The sequence below is a fragment of the uncultured Algoriphagus sp. genome, from assembly GCF_963974835.1.
Taxonomy (GTDB): domain Bacteria; phylum Bacteroidota; class Bacteroidia; order Cytophagales; family Cyclobacteriaceae; genus Algoriphagus.
The window spans coordinates 370,600-391,759 of the sequence record NZ_CAXBET010000003.1 but is presented as its reverse complement, the minus strand read 5'-3'; the positions used below and the strand labels follow the sequence as shown (position 1 = coordinate 391,759).

Annotated in this window: 14 protein-coding genes; 11 read left to right on the top strand and 3 right to left on the bottom strand. The window is 38.8% G+C overall.

The window, feature by feature from the left end:
- Positions 1–13 precede the first annotated feature (13 nt).
- The 7 genes from AACZ73_RS09705 to AACZ73_RS09675 all read left to right on the top strand — a co-directional run bounded on the left by AACZ73_RS09705 (position 14) and on the right by AACZ73_RS09675 (position 11,075).
- On the top strand, positions 14–835 hold the full coding sequence (locus AACZ73_RS09705) for a hypothetical protein (RefSeq protein ID WP_339877370.1): 822 nt from the start codon (positions 14–16) through the stop codon (positions 833–835).
- On the top strand, positions 832–2,934 hold the full coding sequence (locus AACZ73_RS09700; RefSeq protein ID WP_339877368.1) for a helix-hairpin-helix domain-containing protein: 2,103 nt from the start codon (positions 832–834) through the stop codon (positions 2,932–2,934). The genes AACZ73_RS09705 and AACZ73_RS09700 overlap by 4 nt, the downstream gene beginning before the upstream one ends.
- 67 nt (positions 2,935–3,001) lie before the next feature.
- The gene (locus tag AACZ73_RS09695) at positions 3,002–5,431 is read left to right on the top strand and encodes a zinc-dependent metalloprotease (protein WP_339877366.1); all 2,430 of its coding nucleotides are present in this window, start codon (positions 3,002–3,004) and stop codon (positions 5,429–5,431) included.
- A 113-nt stretch (positions 5,432–5,544) separates the two neighbouring features.
- Positions 5,545–6,921, top strand: a complete 1,377-nt coding sequence (locus AACZ73_RS09690; RefSeq protein WP_339877364.1) for a tetratricopeptide repeat-containing protein — start codon at positions 5,545–5,547, stop codon at positions 6,919–6,921.
- Between the two features lie 23 nt (positions 6,922–6,944).
- The gene (locus tag AACZ73_RS09685; protein ID WP_339877362.1) at positions 6,945–8,981 is read left to right on the top strand and encodes a M3 family metallopeptidase; all 2,037 of its coding nucleotides are present in this window, start codon (positions 6,945–6,947) and stop codon (positions 8,979–8,981) included.
- Between the two features lie 59 nt (positions 8,982–9,040).
- Positions 9,041–10,159: an AI-2E family transporter gene (locus AACZ73_RS09680; protein WP_339877360.1), complete on the top strand. Its 1,119-nt coding sequence runs from the start codon at positions 9,041–9,043 to the stop codon at positions 10,157–10,159.
- Entirely contained in the window at positions 10,143–11,075 is a 933-nt protein-coding gene (locus tag AACZ73_RS09675) for a tetratricopeptide repeat protein (RefSeq protein WP_339877358.1), read from the top strand. The genes AACZ73_RS09680 and AACZ73_RS09675 overlap by 17 nt, the downstream gene beginning before the upstream one ends.
- Here the strand turns inward: AACZ73_RS09675 and AACZ73_RS09670 are convergent.
- Positions 11,063–13,306, bottom strand: coding sequence for an ATP-binding protein (locus AACZ73_RS09670; protein WP_339877357.1), 2,244 nt, complete (start codon positions 13,304–13,306; stop codon positions 11,063–11,065). The genes AACZ73_RS09675 and AACZ73_RS09670 overlap by 13 nt on opposite strands.
- Positions 13,307–13,658: 352 nt before the next feature.
- On the bottom strand, positions 13,659–15,920 hold the full coding sequence (locus AACZ73_RS09665) for an aconitate hydratase (RefSeq protein ID WP_339877356.1): 2,262 nt from the start codon (positions 15,918–15,920) through the stop codon (positions 13,659–13,661).
- Positions 15,921–16,227: 307 nt separating this feature from the next.
- Here AACZ73_RS09665 and AACZ73_RS09660 point away from each other — a divergent pair, with 307 nt between their 5' ends.
- A complete protein-coding gene (locus AACZ73_RS09660) occupies positions 16,228–18,006 on the top strand; it encodes a histidine kinase N-terminal 7TM domain-containing protein (RefSeq protein WP_339877355.1) in 1,779 nt (592 codons plus the stop codon).
- Here AACZ73_RS09660 and AACZ73_RS09655 read toward each other — a convergent pair.
- Positions 17,998–19,005 (bottom strand): acyl-CoA reductase, encoded by a 1,008-nt coding sequence (locus tag AACZ73_RS09655; RefSeq protein ID WP_339877353.1) that lies wholly within the window; start codon positions 19,003–19,005, stop codon positions 17,998–18,000. The genes AACZ73_RS09660 and AACZ73_RS09655 overlap by 9 nt on opposite strands.
- A gap of 139 nt (positions 19,006–19,144) precedes the next feature.
- On the opposite strand from AACZ73_RS09655, the gene AACZ73_RS09650 reads away from it, so the two are divergent.
- The 3 genes from AACZ73_RS09650 to AACZ73_RS09640 all read left to right on the top strand — a co-directional run bounded on the left by AACZ73_RS09650 (position 19,145) and on the right by AACZ73_RS09640 (position 21,160).
- Positions 19,145–19,492 carry a 4Fe-4S binding protein gene (locus AACZ73_RS09650; RefSeq protein ID WP_320897401.1) on the top strand — a complete coding sequence of 116 codons (348 nt, stop codon included), beginning with the start codon at positions 19,145–19,147 and terminating at the stop codon, positions 19,490–19,492.
- A gap of 169 nt (positions 19,493–19,661) precedes the next feature.
- Positions 19,662–19,985, top strand: a complete 324-nt coding sequence (locus AACZ73_RS09645; protein ID WP_339877350.1) for a DUF3276 family protein — start codon at positions 19,662–19,664, stop codon at positions 19,983–19,985.
- Between the two features lie 89 nt (positions 19,986–20,074).
- Positions 20,075–21,160: an AI-2E family transporter gene (locus AACZ73_RS09640; RefSeq protein ID WP_339877349.1), complete on the top strand. Its 1,086-nt coding sequence runs from the start codon at positions 20,075–20,077 to the stop codon at positions 21,158–21,160.

Below are 21,160 nucleotides of genomic sequence, written 5' to 3'. Positions count from 1 at the left end.
TTTCCAATTCATTATGAAGCAATTGATTTTTTTCTGCTTCCTGCTCTGCACATTTTTTATTGCAAAAGCACAAACAGACCCACTCACTCAGGTTCATGGAGCCCGAAGTCAGGGCATGGGCAATCTTCGCGTACATGGAATGGATAGCTGGAGTTATTTCAATAACCCGGGCGGGCTTGCGAAACTCGAAAACTCAGCGATTTCAGTAGGATATGATAATAGATTTGGGATAAAGGAATTAAGCACCGTTGATCTTGTCGGAGCATGGAAAATAAAAGCTGGAACCTTGGGCTTTGGTATTACACACTATGGAGGAACGTTATTCAATCAGCAAGCTCTCGGTGTAGCCTTCGCAAATCAATTGGGAATAGTGAGTGTTGGAGGAAAGCTCGAATGGTTTCAAACTCAAATAGAAGGATTTGGAACCGGAGGCAGCCTTATTTTTAGCCTTGGAGGAATGGCAGAACTTAGCCAGACTTTCTCCATAGGAGCAAGCATATCCAATCTTAATCGCTCAAAAATTTCCAAAGACTCTGAAACCAGGCTACCTACCGGTGTAAGCTTAGGCATATTTTATTCCCCTAATGATCAACTTCAATTCCATCTCGAGATAGAAAAAGACATCCAAATAAAACCTGTTGTAAAAGCCGGATTAGAATATGGAATCAGAGACTGGATATTCCTCAGAACTGGAATAAACAGCAATCCAAGCAGAATGTTTTTCGGAATAGGCCTAAAGTCGAAACACTTTACGCTCGATTATTCTCACGGGCAAAATCAGTCTTTGGGAAGCACAAATCATGTGAGTTTAGGATTTTCATTTTTTGAAAAATGAAAACTTGCACCCTCATCGTTCTGACTTTTTGTTTTTCGGTTTCTTATGTAAAAGCTCAGGAGCCTCCAAAGAAAGAAATAGATTTAGAATCATTTATGGAACGGCTTTTTCCTATACAGGAGGAGGATTTGGATTATGAATCCATTTATGAAGTGCTACTTCAGCTGTATCTGAATCCGATGGATATTAACCGCGCCAATGCAGAAACTTTGTCCGCAAGTTACCTTCTAGATCCATCTCAAATTAATAACCTGCTCGCCTACAGAGCTAAGTTTGGCTTTTTGATTTCCTTATATGAACTGCAAGCAATTCCTGGTTTTAACTTAACTACAATAGAACAAATTCAGCCCTTTTTAACACTTGGAACAGGTGGTTCAAATCAAACGCAATCATTCTGGAATCGTGTTACTTCTGAAGAGCAAGCTTATTTTCTTATGCGTCATCGCCGAACATGGGAAACAAGAAAGGGCTTCACTCTACCCGACACCAGTTCTACAGGTAAGATTTCAAGCAGATATTTGGGTGATCCAAATGAGTTTTATCTCCGCTTTAGAATACAGCATGCGCGGGATTTCAGCCTAGGATTTACACTGGATAAGGATCCAGGCGAACAATTTACCTGGGATAGTAAATCAGCTAGATATGGATTTAATTTCTTCTCCTTCCACTTCGCTAAATACTATACAGGAAAATGGAAAACCATTGCTTTGGGAGATTATCAAGTGCAGTTTGGTCAAGGATTGGTTTTCGGAGCAGGATATTCTCTAGGAAAGGGATCCGAAACCGTTCCAACTGTGAGAAAGAGTAGTATAGGAATTCTACCTTATACAGCTGCAATGGAATTCGGTTTTTTTCGTGGAGCTGGTCTCACGTACCAAAGTGGGAGCTGGCAAAGCAGTCTGATAGCTTCTTATGCTCCCAGAGACGGGCGTGCTTCGAACAGCTTGGATACTCTCAATACAGAAGATTTGACAATTAATTCATTCAATCAAAGTGGTCTACATCGTACCGAAAGTGAGCTAAGTACAAAAAACCAGTTTCGTGAATTAAGCCTTGGAGGAAATGTTCAGTTTTCTCCCAAATCCGGAAAACTCCAAATAGGAAGCAATTATCTATTCACTCGATTTAATCATGCTTGGATAAAGGAAGCTACACTTTACAATCAATTTGATTTTGCTGGACAAAGCAATCATGTCGGAAGTGTTTATATGAATTACAACTGGAAAAATTTCTTTCTCTTTGGAGAGTCGGCCGTGTCCCAGTCAGGTGGCAAAGGAAATCTTATTGGGTTTGTCTCCAGCTTGAGTAAGCAAATCGATTTCTCACTTTTATGGAGAAAATACGATAAAGAATTTCACAGTTTTTACGCCAGTGCATTTGCAGAAAGCACAAGACCAGCCAATGAGCAGGGAGTTTATCTGGGCATTCAAATCAAGCCAATTCCCAAATGGAAGATTAATGCTTACTATGATTTTTTTAGATTTCCGTGGCTACGCTACAGACTTTATGCTCCATCCAAAGGCTATGAGTGGCTAGCAAGAATTACTTTTCAGCCAGCAAGAAACTTAACAGCTTTTTTTCAAATCAGGGAAGAACAAAAAGACAGAAATCTATCCGATTCAGGAGAACCCTCTCTCGCCTATCAAATAAGGCCCCTGAACAAAATAAATGGACTCGTTAGCTTGGAATATCAGGTCAGTAAGGAATTCTTTTTCCGATCGAGAATTCTCTTCAGCCGTGTCGATTACAATGATAAAAAGTCCACTGGATTTATGATACTTCAGGACGCACAATATAGTTTTAGTAAGTTCAGGATAACTGGTAGAATAGCACTTTTCGACAGCGACGACTATGACACTAGACTTTATGCGTTTGAAAACAATGTACTATGGACATTTTCCATCCCGGCATTTGCGGGTCAGGGAATGAGATACTATCTGCTTGGGCAGTATCAGGTGAATTCGCAGCTGACGGCATATTTCCGCTTCTCAAGAACTTCCTATACCGATCGGGAAACGATTAGCTCAGGATTGCAGGAGATCGAAGGGGATAGGCAAACAGAAACTACTTTGCTTCTCCGATATATGCTTCATCGGTAAATTTCCATCAATGGTACAAGTGCAAGCCCGCTTTTTTGATAATTTGTTACCCAAACCACCAAACTGTATGAAAAAACAACTACTACTAATTCTAATCTCTTTACTTTCTCTAAATATCGGATTTTCTCAAAGCCTGGATTTATCCAAAATGAGTAAGCAAGATGGATTTATTCCTTTCTATCTGGATGAGGAAAAAGGTAAAATATACCTGGAAATTGACAAGCTGGAATGGGAGTTTCTCTATGTAAATTCCCTGACAGCCGGAGTGGGATCTAACGATATTGGATTAGATAGAGGTCAGCTAGGGGACACTAGAATTGTTGAATTCAGAAAATCGGGTAATAAGCTTTTTCTGGTTCATAAAAACTATGATTTCAGAGCATACTCAGATAATCCTGCGGAAGTACAATCAATCAAAGATGCCTTTGCTGAATCCATTTTATGGGGATTTGAAATTGCCCAAAAAGATGGTGACAAACTAATTGTAGATGCAACCAATTTTTATCTTCAAGATGCCCATGGAGTAGCAGATAGACTTACCAGAGGACGTCAGGGGACTTTCAGAGCAGATGCAAGCAGATCAGGGCTTTATCTTCCTATGACAAAAAACTTCCCTGAAAATACGGAAGTAGAAGCCACTATTACACTAACTGGACAGGCAACAGGCGCTTACCTGAGATCCGTCACTCCTACCCCGGACGCGGTTACTGTACGACAGAGACATTCTTTTATCCAACTTCCGGATGATCAATATGAACCAAGAGAATTTGATCCAAGAGGAGGATTTGGAAGTATTTCCTATATGGATTTCACTACTCCGATCTCGGAGCCGATTATGAAACGGTTTATTGCTAGACATAGATTAATCAAGAAAGATCCAACTGCAGCAGTTTCAGAAGTAGTGGAGCCGATTGTTTATTACTTAGATCGCGGAACTCCTGAGCCCGTAGCTTCAGCTTTAATTGAAGGTGGAAACTGGTGGAATCAAGCCTTCGAAGCAGCCGGGTTTAAAAATGCTTACCGAGTGGAGCTTGCCCCGGAAGGAATGGATCTTATGGATGTAAGGTATAACGTTATTCAGTGGGTTCATCGCTCTACTAGAGGGTGGTCATACGGAGCAAGCTTACGCGATCCAAGAACAGGTGAGATTTTGAAAGGTCATGTATCTCTTGGTTCATTGAGAGTGAGACAAGATTTCCTGATTGCACAGGGCCTTTTGCAGCCATTCGAAGAGGGAGTTCCTGCCGATCCTAAAATGCTCGAACTGGCAGTGGCCAGACTGAAGCAACTTTCCGCACATGAAATTGGCCATACTTTAGGCTTGGCACACAGCTATGCCACTTCAGCTGATGGAAGATCATCCGTGATGGATTATCCCTATCCTTTGATTTCCGAAACATCTTCCGGAGAACTTGATTTGAGTAATGCCTATGATGATAAAATCGGGGACTGGGACAAGTGGGCAATTACTTACGGCTATGGTGTCCCTACTTCAGGAGTAGAAGAAGATGAATTTATAAATAAAGTACTTGAGGACACCTATGATGCCGGGCACCAATTCATTACTGACTCTGACTCCAGAGATGCCAGTGGAGCACATCCCACATCTCACCTTTGGGACAACGGAAAAAGTGCTTCGGAAGAATTGACAAGAATGCTAAAATTGAGAGAGAATCGAATGAAGACTTTTGGCCTGAATGCCATTCCTACTGGCCAACCACAGGCACTCCTGGAGGAAGTTTTTGTTCCACTTTATTTGATGCATAGATATCAAATTGAGGCGACAAGTAAATTGTTAGGTGGCGTTGATTATAGATATAAAATAAAAGGTGACAATCAAATAGATCATGACTGGGTGTCAAACGAGCAACAACAAGCTGCCTTGGAAGCATTGCTTCTAACCATCTCTCCAAAGCAACTTCTAGTACCTGAAAGTATTCTCAAGTTAATTCCCCCTAGACCTTTTGGCTACGGTAGTAATAGAGAAACGTTTGTATCGAGAGTCAGCCCGATTTTTGACCCAATTGCACCAGCTGAAACTATCGTGGATCTTACTTTCGATTTCATGCTAGATGGAGCAAGAGTAAACCGAGTGTATCTACAACATTTAAAGAATAACTCACTTCTAGGATTAAACGATATGCTTTCAAGTGTTGAAAAGCAGTTATTTTCAAACTATACTAAAGACGATCTAAATCTGGAAGTAACCTTGATGACTCAGGCAAAATATGTGGATCATCTGATTGCCTTATCAAAAAACGCAGATGTTTCAAATACAATAAGAGCCATCTCAAGAGGAAGACTTCGCAACATTGCTACCACGAAAGGTTTGGAAAGCTCTGGAATGAATGCTGCAGCACAACACCGGGTTTATTTAGGAGAAAAAATCAAGGCATTTTTAGATCTTCCTGAAGAACTTGTTTCTCAAGAACCCTTAAAAGCTCCAGATGGCTCCCCTATTGGGATGGACATTATGAGCTGTGAATATGATTATTAATGAAGAAATATATTTGTGTATTGAAAGCCTGCTCGCGCAGGCTTTCTTGTTTATAGCTATTGATACCCAATCGGATAAAGGTTATATTAGATTTTTTAAAGACATATATTTTTATGGGAGATTCAAAAAAGAGATGTTTTGTTGTAATGGGTTTTGGTACCAAAACAGATTATGTAAGTGGCAGAAAGCTCGACCTAAATAAATCCTACAAATATCTGATCAAACCTGTAGTGGAGTCAAAAGGTCTGGAATGTATACGTGCAGATGAAATTTTACATTCAGGGTCCATCGATGTTCAAATGTATAGAGAACTTCTACAGGCAGACTTAGTAATTGCCGATCTCTCTACGTCTAACTGTAATGCCATTTACGAACTTGGAGTCAGACATGCTTTAAGACCATTCACCACCATCGTCATATCCGAGGATAAGCTAGTTTATCCATTTGATCTCAATCATATCGTCATCAGCAAATACAATCATCTTGGGGATGCTATTGACATAGAAGAAGCAGAGAGGTTCAAACAAGGATTGGGTCAACAAATCGAAGCCGTTATAAACAAAGAAGAATCAGACAGTCCTGTATATACTTATCTGAATTCCCTTATTCCACCACAAATTCAAAAAGAGCTAGATGCTGTAGTAGAAAAAGTGGCTGATGCTGTGATAGCCCCAAAAGAAACAGGAGATGCACTTTCCAAAATCATCCAGGATGCCGAAGATTTTATAGAGCAAAAGGAATTCGAAAAGGCAAAAACTCTTTTCGAGACTGCAATCATATTGGCGGGTATGAGCTCCGCTCAACCAGACACGTATCTGACTCATAGATTAGCCTTCACAACCTACAAAACAGCTAAGCCTACCCTCATCGATTCACTTTACGAATCCATGCGTTTACTTAAAAAAATTAATCTGGACCACACAAACGATCCGGAAACAGTATCAATGGCTGGTGCTATAGAGAAAAAACTTTATGAGTGTGGAGAGGGTGACAGTCATTTGGAGGCAGCGCTCCTATTTTTCTTGAGAAGCTATTACACACTAAATAATAGATACAACGGAATCAACCTTGCATTAGCTTATGTGTATCAGGCAAATTCTGGACTTGACACAAATGATGCGGATAGAATAGCTGATCTTGTCATGGCAAAAAGAACTTGGAAGAGGGTTTTGTATCTATGTGATCGAGATTGGCCTATAGTTTTAGAGAAAGAGAAAAATGACGTATCTAGGTTAAGCGACGGGACAAAAGACGGGCAGGAATTACAGGAATACTACAATGCCCAAAAATTTTGGATCTCCGTAAACCGCGCTGAAGCCAATTTTGGACTGGGAAAATTTGAGGAATTCAATAAATTCATGGAGTTTGCTAAAAATATTCCTCATCCACTATGGATGTGGGAAAGCTTTACTGAGCAAATTGATAAATTAGCAACCGAATTGACCGAAGTAGGTCACTTGATGGAACCTTCCTGGAAAGCCCCTGTTTAGTTAGCCAAACGATTTTAATATTTATGAATAACCCATTATTGGCAGATTTTGCCACTCCTTTTGATACAGCCCCATTTGATCAGATTACTCCAGACCATTTTCTACCAGCCATCAAGGCGGCCATAGCTGAAGCCAAAGAAGATATATCTATCATTAAGGCAGAGACTCTTCCTACATTTGAAAATACCATTGAAGCACTCGACGGAGCCGGAAAGAAGCTGGGCATCATTGCAGGAATTTTTTTCAATTTGAACTCCGCAGAAACTAATGAAGAAATCCAATCTTTAGCAAGAGAAATATCGCCACTCTTGACTGAACACGGAAATGACATTTTACTTGATCAGATACTTTTTCAGCGGGTTTCGCAGGTCTTTGAGCAAAAAGATAAGCTGGATTTGACCGCAGAGCAAAATACTTTGCTTGAAAAAACCTATAAATCCTTTGTCCGAAATGGAGCCAAACTCTCTGAAGACAAAACTGATGTACTTAGAAAAATAGATCAGCAACTTGCCCAGACCTCTCTAAAGTTTGGTGAAAATGTACTAGCTGAGACAAATAAATTTGTGCACTTTATAGATAATGAATCCGACCTGGAAGGACTTCCTGAGGGAATAAAAGAAGCAGCCGCTCAAATCGCCGAAGAAAAGGGAGAAGTTGGAAAGTGGGCATTTACTCTGGACTACCCTAGTTATATTCCGGCGATGACCTATTCAAAAAATAGAGAATTACGAGAGACTCTTTTTCTGGCTAACGGTACCAAATGCGCCAAAGGTGATGAGCTAGACAACCAGCAAAACATCAAGGATATCCTTAAATTTCGACATGATCGTGCCGTCCTTCTTGGCTATAAAAGCCATGCAGACTTCGTACTCGAAGAGAGAATGGCAAAAAGCCCCGACCAGGTTCAATCCTTCCTGGCTTCATTGCTGCAAAAAGCCAAACCGAAGGGACTTGAAGAGATTAAAGAATTAGAAGCTTTTGCCAACGAGATTGATGGACTGAAAGCTCTGGAAAAGTGGGATTTTGCCTATTATTCCGAACTACTCAAAAAAGAAAAATATGCGCTCGATGATGAATTGTTGAGACCTTATTTTCAATTAGAAAAAGTAATTGATGGCGTATTCCAAACTGCCGAAAAACTCTTTGGGATTACCTTCGTACCTCAGTCAGACATCCCCGTTTATCATAAAGATGTAACGGCTTACGAAGTCAAAGATCAGGATGGAAACTACCTATCCATATTTTATGCAGATTTTTTCCCAAGACCTGGTAAAAGAAACGGTGCCTGGATGACCAGCTATAAAGGGCAAAGTATCAATAACGGTCAGGACATACGTCCACATGTTTCTATTGTATGCAATTTCACCAAACCTACGAAGTCCAAGCCTAGCCTATTGACTTTCAATGAGGTCACCACTTTGTTTCATGAATTTGGTCACGCTCTCCATGGAATGATGGCGAAAGGAAATTATGAATCTCTTTCAGGAACTAGTGTTTTCTGGGATTTCGTAGAATTACCTTCACAGATTTTTGAAAACTGGTGCTACGAGAAGGAGTGCCTGGATCTTTTTGCCAAGCACTATGAAACGGGTGAAAAAATACCGGAAGAGCTGATCGACAAGATCAAAAAAGCCTCAAATTTCCAGCAAGGCTATCAGACTGTAAGGCAGATTAGTTTTGGTCTTTTGGATATGGCCTATCACAGTCAGGATCCAAGCGCGATTTCAAGCATTTTCGAATTTGAAGAAGAAGTGATGCACCCTACTGATTTACTGCCAAAAGTGCCGGGAACATTGATGAGTACATCCTTTTCCCATATTTTCCAAGGAGGATATTCCTCAGGATATTATAGCTACAAGTGGGCAGAAGTATTGGATGCGGATGCATTTGAATTGTTCCAGGAAAAAGGCGTGTTTGATAAATCCACAGCGGAATCTTTTGTGCAAAATATACTCTCAGCTGGCGGAAGTGAGCATCCTGAAATTCTTTATAAAAGATTTCGAGGCAGGGAGCCTAAGCAGGAGGCTTTGCTAAAGCGGGCTGGATTGGTTTCAGAATAATTCGCTTTCTTTACTGCGTGTAAGCGGCAGATACGCTTAGACATAAACCAACGTCCTTGATGGAAAATCCAGCTTTCAAACTTCCTGCTTACCTGCGGGCTCTCTCAGTAATGATCTTCATTATTGTGTTAGTGTTTTTTCTTATCATAGGGAAAAGTCTACTCGTACCCTTATTCATGGGAGGTTTTTTTGCAATCTTATTTACTCCACTGTCAATGTGGTTAGAGTCCAAAAAAGTCCCAAGAATTCTATCCTGTATTATATCGCTTTTGTTGATGACCGCATTGGTGGGCGGTCTTTTAACCTTTGTTATCGGGAACGTAGCGAGTTTTACGAAGGATTTTGACGACGTTTCCGGAAGGCTGACATCCTATGCTGAGGATATAGATGATTGGGTGATGGAGAAATTTTCATATGATGCGGCGATTGCTGAAAAGGCCAATACCGATTACCTGAAGAATCTGCTTACCCAAAACAGTTCAAGCATAGGAGACTTTGCCTTGAGAACGGTAGGCTCTATGACAGGGCTTGTACTAATTCCAGTATTTATGTTCTTTTTTCTCCTCTATCGAAATCACCTTACCAATGTGATTATTCACATTTACAAAGAGAAGGATCCTGAACTGGTAAAAATCCGGATCGTAAGTCTGAGAAAAGTCATCCTCAACTATATAGGGGGCGTAGTAAAGGTGATGGGGATTTTAGCAGTACTCAATATCACAGCATTCTCCTTATTGGGAATCAAACATGCTGTGTTTTTCGGGACTCTGGGGGCTATACTGAACATTATACCTTACGTGGGCCCCTTTTTCGGCGCCATGTTACCGATGATTTATTCCTTCCTCACCAAAGACAGCTTATTCTATCCTGCAGGAGTTTTAGTAAGTTATCAAATCATCCAGATGATTGAAGGTAATTTTCTTACCCCGAAAATAGTAGGCGGCAATGTAAATCTCAATGCTTTTATTACGTTTTTGGGGTTGATAATAGGCGGCACTATCTGGGGAGTAGCTGGGATGATTCTCGTTATACCAATGATGGCTATTCTTCGTGAGATATTTGATCTGAGTGATTCTACCAGACCATATGCACTCTTGCTCGGTGAGGAAAAAGAGCAAGAAAAGGAAGTTGCAAAAGAAGAAGAAGCAGAAGAGATAGAAGATGAAAAGAATAAGTAATGTGATGTTAGTACTTTTTGTGATCATAGCTTTTGGCTGCGACAATGATGAGAACAAAAAGGGTAGATTTCTCCTAAAGGGGAATGAGAAAATGGAGGAAAATGATCCAAAAAGTGCAATGCAATTTTACACCGAAGCGCTTGAATTGGACTCAACCTATTCAGATGCCTACTATAACAAAGCACTTGCCCATTTACAATTAAATCAGCTTGGAGAAAGCATTCAAGATCTTGGCCTTGCAATTAGACACAAGCCCGATTACTATGATGCTATTTTCCAGAGAGGTTTAAATTATTTGGATAATGGGGAGTTTTATAATGCCAAAGAAGATGCATTGAAACTTATAGAGCTGGATGATCAGAATTGGAAAAGTTATTTTTTGACCGGCCTGGTTGAAGAGAAATTAAAGAACTTCTCCAAAGCTTATGAAGCATTTGGAAAAGCATCGGATCTTAATCCGGAAAACTCAGATCTGCTGGTTAATCAAGCCACCGTACTCTTCTACCAGAAAGATTATGAAGGTGCTAAAAAACTTCTTGACGAAGCAATTAGCATTAACGCTATGGAGCCAAACTTGCATAATCTCCGCTCAATGATTTATTTCGATGAGCAAAATTATTCCGACGCTTTGTACGCTGTAGAGAAAGCTATATCGCTAGATAAGAGCCAAGCATATTTTTATAACAACAAAGGATTGTACCTCCTTTTTCTAAATAGACAGGAAGAGGGACTTGATCTTATCAATCAAAGTATCAAGATGGATTCTAAAAACCCTTATGCGCTAAGAAATAAAGGAATTTACTACGTAATGCAAGGAGATAAAACTTCCGCTTTGCAATATTTGGTAGAATTAAATCAAAATTATCCAGACATGGATTTGGTCCAAGAGTATCTAGAAAAGGCTCAGGCACTCTGATTTCTCTCGTAGGTGAGTTTCTGGATAGTTTTCTGCAACTCAAAAGCGTCAATTGGTTTTGACACAAAACCATCAAAGTCACATTCAATTAACCTTTCTTTGATTTCTAGTTTTGCTGCTGCCGTAAGTGCAATCACTGGTGATCCACATATTTTTTTAATAGCTAAAGTAGCATCAAAACCATCCATTTCCGGCATCTGAATATCCATCAGGATGCAATCAAAATTGGTTTTCTTCACTGCTTTTACAGCTTCCAAACCATTAAAAACACGTTCGTAAGTAAAACCCCATTTCTTAATGATTTTTCCCAAGACAAGGGCATTTACATCATTATCTTCAGCCAGGAGAAGGTGAAGGGAAGAATTATGATTGGAATATCTATGGATAGGAACAGGTTCTGTCGACGGCAGTGTTACCGTATCGAATTCCAGCTCAAAATAAAATTTACTTCCTTCATTAAGCTTAGAGTACAGTCTAATTTCCCCGCCCATTAGATTCAATAGCCTTTTAGTAATGGAAAGCCCAAGACCAGTTCCTCCGTATTTCTTACTAAATGTTGGTCTTACTTGATCGAAATCTCCGAAGATTTTCTCCTGATGCTGTTTGGCGATACCTATACCATTATCACACACTGCAAAATAAACCTTGACTTTACCATTAGCACTTTCTACTAACTCAACCTTTAATTTTACCTCCCCTTCATTAGTAAATTTGAGTGCATTAGTGATAAGGTTATTTAAGACTTGAGAAAGTCTAGTTTTGTCTCCTGATACAGTAACATCCAATCCTTCAGATTGTATTAATTCAAGCTTGTTTTTAGTATCTCGAGCATGGAATGACAATCCTTTTACAATTTGATTTACAAAAGAACTTAACTGGAAAGGCTCATTTTCGATTGTCAATTTACCAGCTTCAATTTTCTGAAAATCAAGTAAGTCATTGATCATAATGATCAAATTATCCACTGCGAAATTGATTGTATCCAGTTCAGGCTTCTGATGGGCCTGAGGATGATCGTGCATTAAGCTATAGGTAGATCCAGAAATTGCATTTAGCGGTGTGCGGAGCTCATGGCTAATCATCGACAGAAAGTCGGACTTAATCTTATTAGCTTTCTCAGCTGCCTTCCTCGATTCGTCCAGGGTTATTTCAAATTCCTTTTGCTGGCTTATATCAGTTAAATATCCGTACCATGCAATGTTGCCGTTATCAAGTGATTCAGGTCTGGCCGCTCCTAAAACCCAACGATATTCCTCGGAATTCTGGCCTGACTTTACGCGGAACTGACAAGTCCACGGCTCGATCTTTTTAGCAGAAGCAATTGAACTCATGATCACCTGCGGTAAATCCATCGGATGTACAAGGGAAATAGCCATCGATATATCTGTAAAATTCGCAAGTTCCTCTGGCTTCAAGCCTAACACCTGAGCCATGCCTTTAGATAGAAAGGAAAAACTCAATTCCCCGTAATTGTTCAACACAAGTTGATATAATCCTCCTGGGATTTGATCTGTCAGATTCATCAGGAACTTGCTACTGTCTTCCAAGTCCTTCTCCAGCGTGATCTTATCAGAGATATCATTAAATGATAGCATAATATACTGAATATCATTCACTACAACCTGCTTGGATGAAATTTCAAGGGAAATTTGATGACCGTTATTTCTTAAAAGATTAGATGAAAACTGGTGTGTGATAGGTACAGATTTAGCAGTATCAATCCAGTTTTGACAATCATGAGGGTCACTAAAAAATTGCTCTAATTGGATTATGTTATCCAACTTTTGATTTTCAGAAAATCCAAAAAGATTTAAAGTTTCGTTAGTGCAGAGAAAAATTTCTCCACTTGGCTTCAATATTAGTTGAGCATCAGTGGACTCTTCGAAAAATTTAAGGAGTTCTTGTTTAGTTGGAATATGACTTTGATTCCGCACTGTTTTCCCCTTATAAAATAAAAAATAGTTGTTTGAGTTATTTTCAGGAAGTTCCAAATGAAAATGATACTCGTTTCCTTCTTTGCTAAAGCTCAATTCTTCTTTAAATAAAAAACTACTGATGTCGAGCCCTAAACCTACTAAGCTTCGATCAATCAAATGCTCTCCTATCTGATCTTCAAAAGATTTGTTTGAGTAAAAAATAGGATAGGGAAAAGTGTTTTCAGCGAAGAAAACCATCTCAGACGACTCGCTAATAAGCTTCTCAAAAATGCTGTTGATTCCTTGATCCTGCATCAGAATAATGTTAGTGTTAATTAGATTAGGATGTTGAGGAAATTAAAAATTCAACAACTGCCTGTAAAAAACATAAACATACGAAATTTTGTATTTTACATCAATAATTTTGATTTATAAATAATATTTTTTTTCCATTTGGTTATCAAGTTAAGATACAAAAACCAAAACTATCCTGCTGAATATGTGAATACCTATCCGCTTTTGAATATGTTGCTAAAATTTCAACGTTCCCAAAAAAGGTCAATTCAACTGTTTAAAAACTATTCTGATTAGCCATTCTATTGTTAAAAAATTTGCGAAAAAAAAAGCCGTAACGAAATCGTTACGGCTTAACATAAGTTTTGACTTATTAGGCTTTCGCTTTGATCAAGTTAAGTGCTGATCCAGCTTTAAACCATTCTATTTGTCCCTCATTGTAGGTATGATTCACTTGGATAGTATCTACTGATCCATCTGCATGATTTAATACCACTTGCAATTGTTTGCCAGGTGCAAATGTAGTCAAGCCAACGATATCAATTGAGTCATCTTCCTGCACTAAATCGTAATCAGCAGGGTTAGCAAAAGTCAACCCAAGCATACCTTGTTTTTTCAGGTTAGTTTCATGAATTCTGGCAAAAGACTTAACCAAAATAGCTCGTACTCCAAGGAATCTAGGCTCCATGGCTGCATGTTCTCTTGAAGATCCTTCTCCGTAGTTTTCATCTCCTACGACGATAGAACCTATTCCGTTTGCTTTGTAATCTCGCTGGGTAGCAGGCACTTCTCCATATGCACCAGTCAACTGATTTTTCACAGAGTTAGTCGCATCAGTATAAGCATTCACTGCACCGATTAGCATATTGTTGGAAATGTTGTCCAAGTGACCTCTAAATCTCAACCATGGTCCAGCCATAGAGATGTGATCAGTTGTACACTTACCTTTCGCTTTGATTAAAAGCTTTAGACCCTTAAGATCAGTACCTTCCCATGGCTTAAATGAATCCAATAATTGAAGACGGTCTGAAGTTGGGCTCACTGCCACACTAACATTTGAGCCATCTTCTGCTGGCTTCTGATATCCGGCATCTTCAACAGCAAATCCTTTGGTAGGCAACTCAAGTCCATTTGGTTCATCCAATTTCACAGAAACACCATCTTCGTTGATTAAGCTATCTGTCATCGGATTGAATGTCAAATCACCTGCAATAGCCAATGCAGTTACGATCTCTGGCGAAGCCACGAATGAGTGCGTGTTTGGATTTCCATCGGCACGCTTCGCAAAGTTTCTGTTGAATGAGGTGATGATGGAGTTTTTCTCCTGCTTTTCTGCTCCATGGCGTGCCCACTGACCAATACAAGGTCCACAAGCATTTGCTAGGACTACACCGCCCATTTGGCCGAAGGTATCCAAAAAGCCATCTCTGTCAACAGTAAACCTAACCTGCTCAGATCCAGGAGTGATAGTATATTCAGATTTTGCAACAAGCTTTTTATCTACAGCTTGCTGAGCAAGTGAAGCTGCTCGGGAAATGTCTTCATACGAAGAGTTGGTACAAGATCCGATCAATCCAACTTCTAATTTTGCCGGCCAGCCATTTTCTTTTACTGCAGCGGCAAATTTAGATATTGGCCAAGCCAAATCAGGAGTGAAAGGTCCATTCACATGTGGTTCCAATTTGGAGAGATTGATTTCGATTACTTCATCGAAATAGGTAGCTGGACTTGCATAAACCTCATCATCACCAGTCAGGTGCTCAGCGATTCCGTTAGCTAATTCGGCCACATCAGCTCTCTCTGTAGATGCCAAATAGGCAGCAGATTTCTCATCGTATCCGAAGATTGAAGTAGTAGCTCCGATCTCAGCACCCATGTTACAGATAGTGCCTTTTCCTGTAGCGGAAAGGGATTTTGCTCCTTCACCGAAATATTCAACTATAGCGCCAGTTCCACCTTTCACGGTCAGAATTCCAGCTACTTTCAAAATTACATCTTTAGCAGAAGTCCAACCAGAAAGTTTTCCAGTAAGCTTCACACCTATCAACTTTGGAAATTTTAGTTCCCATGGTAGACCAGCCATAACATCACATGCATCAGCTCCTCCTACCCCAATGGCAACCATTCCAAGCCCACCTGCATTAGGCGTATGGGAATCAGTACCGATCATCATTCCACCTGGAAACGCATAGTTCTCAAGCACTACTTGGTGAATAATACCCGCACCTGGCTTCCAAAAACCAAGTCCATATTTATTGGAAACAGAAGCTAGGAAATCATAAACTTCTCTGTTTTTATCTTTTGCTTTAATCAAATCCTGGTCCGCTCCTACCTCAGCCTGAATCAAGTGATCGCAGTGAACAGTGGATGGTACTGCTACTTGACTTCTGCCAGCCTGCATAAATTGAAGCAAAGCCATTTGTGCAGTGGCATCTTGCATAGCAACTCTGTCTGGTTGAAAATCTACGTAAGAAACGCCTCTGCCATATGCCTGTGAAGCAGCACCTTCACTTAAGTGTGCGTAAAGAATCTTTTCAGTCAAAGTAAGTGGACGCCCTACAGCCTTACGGGCCGCTTCGATACGTTCTGGGTATCTGGCATACACTTTTTTGATCATTTCAATATCAAAAGCCATTGTATAGGGATTTTTTTTTTGGGTAAAAGTTTCGAGTTTTATCGACCGCAAATATAGGAAGTTAGCCCAATAATAGGTAACCATTTCATCAACGAGGAGTAAGCTTTCCCTTATTTAAAACCATTTTACTTTCCTTTGTTTATTCCACATTTGGGATAGCTGGAAATAAAGTCTAACCGAGCTATACAATCAGCCCCTAAATCTTTCAATTATTTGGCAAAATAATAGTTGACATGAATCGTCATCTATAATTATAGTCTGGAATAGTTAAATTGCGGTTTCTACCCACCTACTGAAGTTCTCTTAAATGGAATTCATCTTTAATCCATTTTCAATTATACTTATATTCTCTGGCTTACTCGTAGGAGGAATTTCTATAAACATCATTTTTAAAGTCGAAGAAGCAACTAGGTGGATTGCACTTACCATGCTTTGCGCTGCCATTTGGGGATTTTTCTATGGAATGGAGCTTAGTGTATCCACCAGTGAGGCAATAATGTTTTTCATCAAGTTGGAATACATTGGTATTTCATTGATTGGGGCATTCTGGTTGATTTTTAGCCTAAAATATACTAGCCACAAATCAAAAAATTATGGGTTACTACTAACCAGTATTTTAGTGATCCCTTTCACTACCTATCTTTTGGTGCTTTCCAATGATTATCATCATTTGTTTTACAAATCATTCAATGTCTCCAATTCAGGTCCATTTCCAACTGCGAAGATCGAAATAGGACCATGGTATTATGTAAACTTGCTATACACATATTTTGTGTTCTTACTTGGCAACTTGATCATCTGGATTAGATTTCGCTCTTCTGGCCAATTGTTTATGACTCAGACCAGACTCATGCTATCCGCAGGCTTAATTCCTTTGGTTTTCAACCTTTTTTATAAAACCCATATTTTTAGGCCATTTGAATCAATTGATCTGACTCCTTTTGCATTTCTGCTAACATACTTGATTTTGGGATTTGCTATCCTCAAGTACCAACTCTTTAACATCAAGCCAATTGCTAGAAATAAAGTAATGGAAGCTATGACAAGAGGAGTCTTAGTACTTGATGCTCAATCGAAGATTGTAGATTTCAATCCCGCTTTTCTGAACTTTAATATTTCGTCCAAAAAATTAAAAATAGGATCTCGGGCAGAAAAAACATTTAATAATTTTCCACACATGCTTCATTTGATTGCAAGCAAGGAAGCTAAGGTCATCGAAAGTAACTTTTCATATAAAGAATATGAAAAAGTCTATCAAATTGAAACAATCCCTCTGATAGACAAAAAATCAAGCTACAATGGGCTCATCTTATTATTTGAAGATATCACAAAACAAAAACTTCAAAATGAGACCCTAAAAACACAAGCGATTGAATTACAGCAATTAAACAATCTAAAAGACAAGTATTTCAGCATTATTTCCCATGACCTAAAGGGTCCAATTTTTGGAATCAAAGAACTGATCTATCTTACCTATACCGGATTGGTGTCCAAGGATGAATTTATGGAGATGCTTCCTGCAGTTTCTAAAAACATGGAGCAAGTAGCCCTTCTGTTGGAAAATCTTTTAGCCTGGTCTAGTACACAGCTGAGAGGTGGAGAAACAATTAACATGCAGGAATTTGATATTTATGAAATACTAATTCAACAGAAAGGCATACTTGAAAGAATAGCTAACGAAAAGAGAATTGAAATACAGATAGATCACTGTCCCAAGACCTTTGTCTTGGCTGACAAAAACATGATCGAACTAGTGGTAAGAAATCTGATTAACAATGCTATTAAGTTTTCCCAAAAGAAGCATCCAATCAAAATATCAATACATGAAGAATCTAAATACATAAAGATTTGCATTGAAGACTTCGGCAAAGGAATTTCAGAGGAGAATCTGAGTAAAATTCAGCGTGGGATTTCCTTTACTACCTCAGGGCAGAATAATGAATCAGGTACAGGACTTGGACTTGTGTTAGTCAAAGACTACATCCAGAAAAATAATGGAGAACTGGAAATTACCTCTCAAGAAGGAAAAGGAAGCAAATTTTGCGTCAAACTTATTAAAGGCGGGACTATTAAAAACCTAGGATAATTTAAGCAGAAAATCCATCGTATCCACTCCATCAGCATATTCCCAAGGCTCAGGACTTTGTGCTGTCCCAAATGGCACTCTATCCCCTCCTCTACCTACAATACACTGTATTTTGGAAGCCTGATGATTTAATTTTTCATTTAACGATTCTGCAGAATCATATACTTCATAGAATAATACAGAGATAGGCGATACCAAACTCTCACTTTCCCTTAATAGCAAAAATCCATTATCCAGATGCTTCTCAAGATTCACTAGATAAATGGATTTATTATAGTCATAGTTATTGCGATACTTATGATGGGACCCTATCGGTGCATAGATCTCCAATGCGCCTAATAATTCTTGAAGTTGATCTTCTGATTTCACAAAGATCTTTGAGACATTTCTACATCCCAATCCATAATATTGAAAAATATCTTTACCTAGATTAATGTAATCTTCAGCTGTTTCATTTCCATCCAATACTGCCACAGAAGTTCTATTTTGTCGGATTACATGTGGATATTTCCCAAAATAATAATTGAAATATCGGGATGAATTATCACTTCCTGTAGCGATGTATGCATCCATACCTTTGAGCATTTCCTTCATTCTAATCTGAGATTCCAATCTAGGCTCGATTTCCAAGAGTTTTTTAATAATCCACTTGATCAAAATCTCATCGGAAGAACTAAGCTTGATTACAGCTTGGTGTCCAGACAGTATCACACACATCAAATCATGAAAACCTACTCCTGGGATATTTCCTGCCAGCATCAATCCTACAGATCTTGAACTTTTCACTTCTTTTATATCGTATCTTGAAAGCCAATCATCCAACTTTTTAGGTGACAGCATAAAAGAAATTCCCGCAAGTGCTGATGATACTGAGTCTTTGGTAAACCAATTGTTATTGTTCTCAGCTCTCCACAGTAATTCTTCTCTTTCCTCAAAGCTAAGATCTGTGATTGCTCTTCCAAGAGCGACAAAGGCAGCTATACGTTCGGATAGGTTCATAATTTTGGATTAGTGGCGCAAATTTAGCTTTTTTGAAAAGAAGCGTCCTTAGAATTGAATTAAATTAGTTAGTATGACAACTTTTTTATTGCCTCACAGTTTTAAGGTTGTTACTTTTGATCTTTAAATAATTGAAGTTATGGCTATAATGATTACCGACGAATGCATCAATTGTGGTGCATGCGAACCAGAATGCCCAAACACTGCCATCTATGAAGGTGGTGTAGAGTGGACTTGGGGTGGCGGTACTAGTTTGAATGAAGTTACTTTAGAAGACGGTACTGTGGTCGATGGAAATGAGAAACAAGATCCAGTATCAGACGAATTCTACTATATCGTTACGGATAAGTGCACAGAATGTAATGGATTCCATGAGGAGCCGCAGTGTGCGGCTGTTTGTCCTGTAGATTGCTGTGTAGATGACCCTGATCACAGGGAAACTGAAGAAGAGTTGTTGGCTAAAAAAGCCATGATGCACGGAGAATAAGGCTATTTTACTTACTAAAAGCTAGGACTAATCCTTTATTCGGAGTATTTAAGTATCTAAAAAGACCTATTTTGTAAAATAATTAGTATTCAGATTTGAATTCTAGAATCTAATTGTTTTATCTTGGGTCGTATTTTAACCAACCTTATACTTATAAAAAAATAGAATTGTGGACGATCAAAGAGGCTATGACAGAGAAGAGATTTTCTCTAAAAAAGTAAAAGCAGGTAAGAGAACTTATTTTTTTGATGTCAAATCAACTCGCTCAAACGACTACTATCTGACTATTACTGAAAGTAAGAGAAAAGTTAACGGTGAGAACTTCACTTACGAAAAGCATAAAATCTTCCTTTACAAAGAGGATTTCTTCAAGTTTTCTGAAGCATTGAACGAGGCAGTTGATCATGTGAAAAATGAGCTTCTACCTGACGTTGATTTTGAACAATATGAAAAAGAAGAAACAGAATACAACGATGAACTAAAGTGGGAATAATCCGCTTCGATTTATCGAAATTATAGTTTCAAAATAGAGAAATAGTATATTAGAGGAGGCAGAAATGTCTCCTTTTATTATTTCAGAATATGCAGCGCTTTTTCATTTACCTTATTTTATTTATTGCAGGATTTCTGCTTTTCGGTTGGTATTTCTCCAATATCACACTCTACCTAGTCATTTCTTTAATATTGGCAGCATTGCTGCGTCCCCTTACAAATCATCTCAATGATTTCCACCTTTTAGGACAGCATATTCCCCGATGGCTAGCAATACTTCTTTCATTCTCCGCTATTATTCTGCTGCTTGTATTACTAAGTTTCCTTTTTTTCCCACTTATCAATAATCAAATAATCATCCTAAGTGAGCTGGATCTAAACGGAATATATGAACAGGTACAACTTCCTGTGAGTAGAGTGGAAGGTTTTCTCTTGAGACATGAATTATTGGAAGGCAAACCAGGACATTTATTTGGTAGCCTGAAAAATAGCATGATCGAGATGATCAAAGAGTTTGATTTCACCACCTTTATCAGTGGAGTGATCAATACCACAAGCAGCCTTTTTATAGGTACTATGGCAATTGCTTTTATTAGCTTTTTCCTGCTTTTGGAAAATGGGTTGCTCCGCAGAAACCTGCTCAACCTTATTCCCAATCCCTATTTTGAGCTTTCGGTAGCTACATTCACCAAAGTAGAAAAATTATTATCCAATTATCTTTCGGGGCTTTTGCTCCAGATGCTTGCTATATTTTCCTTAGCTAGTTTTGGACTCACCATTATGGGAGTGGATTATGCTTTGACTATAGCCCTGTTTGCTGCAGTAGCAAATTTAATACCCTACGCAGGTCCACTTCTTGGTGCTACTTTCGGAATTATTGTTGGGATTTCTTCAGGGACTTTTGAAACCAATTCCGAATTAAATTACCTCATAGTTAAGATTCTTTCAGTCTTTGGTCTTGTCCAGATTACCGATAATTTATTTTTGCAACCTTTGATTTTCTCTAAATCTGTGAAAGCGCATCCTCTTGAAATTTTTGTTGTTATCTTTGCCGGGGCAAAAATTGGCGGAGTAGTCGGGATGATTTTTGCTATACCAGTTTATACCATTTTTAGAGTATTCATTTTGGAGTTCTACACAGGGTATAAATCTTATAGAATATTTAAAATAAAATAA

Bases quoted from the DNA above. Each gene is read 5' to 3' on its own strand.
- AACZ73_RS09665 (WP_339877356.1), bottom strand. From the start codon at position 15,920: ATGGCTTTTGATATTGAAATGATCAAAAAAGTGTATGCCAGATACCCA.
- AACZ73_RS09705 (WP_339877370.1), top strand. From the start codon at position 14: ATGAAGCAATTGATTTTTTTCTGCTTCCTGCTCTGCACATTTTTTATT.
- AACZ73_RS09685 (WP_339877362.1), top strand. From the start codon at position 6,945: ATGAATAACCCATTATTGGCAGATTTTGCCACTCCTTTTGATACAGCC.
- AACZ73_RS09680 (WP_339877360.1), top strand. From the start codon at position 9,041: ATGGAAAATCCAGCTTTCAAACTTCCTGCTTACCTGCGGGCTCTCTCA.
- AACZ73_RS09670 (WP_339877357.1), bottom strand. From the start codon at position 13,306: ATGCAGGATCAAGGAATCAACAGCATTTTTGAGAAGCTTATTAGCGAG.
- AACZ73_RS09700 (WP_339877368.1), top strand. From the start codon at position 832: ATGAAAACTTGCACCCTCATCGTTCTGACTTTTTGTTTTTCGGTTTCT.
- AACZ73_RS09690 (WP_339877364.1), top strand. From the start codon at position 5,545: ATGGGAGATTCAAAAAAGAGATGTTTTGTTGTAATGGGTTTTGGTACC.
- AACZ73_RS09660 (WP_339877355.1), top strand. From the start codon at position 16,228: ATGGAATTCATCTTTAATCCATTTTCAATTATACTTATATTCTCTGGC.
- AACZ73_RS09675 (WP_339877358.1), top strand. From the start codon at position 10,143: ATGAAAAGAATAAGTAATGTGATGTTAGTACTTTTTGTGATCATAGCT.
- AACZ73_RS09650 (WP_320897401.1), top strand. From the start codon at position 19,145: ATGGCTATAATGATTACCGACGAATGCATCAATTGTGGTGCATGCGAA.
- AACZ73_RS09640 (WP_339877349.1), top strand. From the start codon at position 20,075: ATGCAGCGCTTTTTCATTTACCTTATTTTATTTATTGCAGGATTTCTG.
- AACZ73_RS09655 (WP_339877353.1), bottom strand. From the start codon at position 19,005: ATGAACCTATCCGAACGTATAGCTGCCTTTGTCGCTCTTGGAAGAGCA.
- AACZ73_RS09695 (WP_339877366.1), top strand. From the start codon at position 3,002: ATGAAAAAACAACTACTACTAATTCTAATCTCTTTACTTTCTCTAAAT.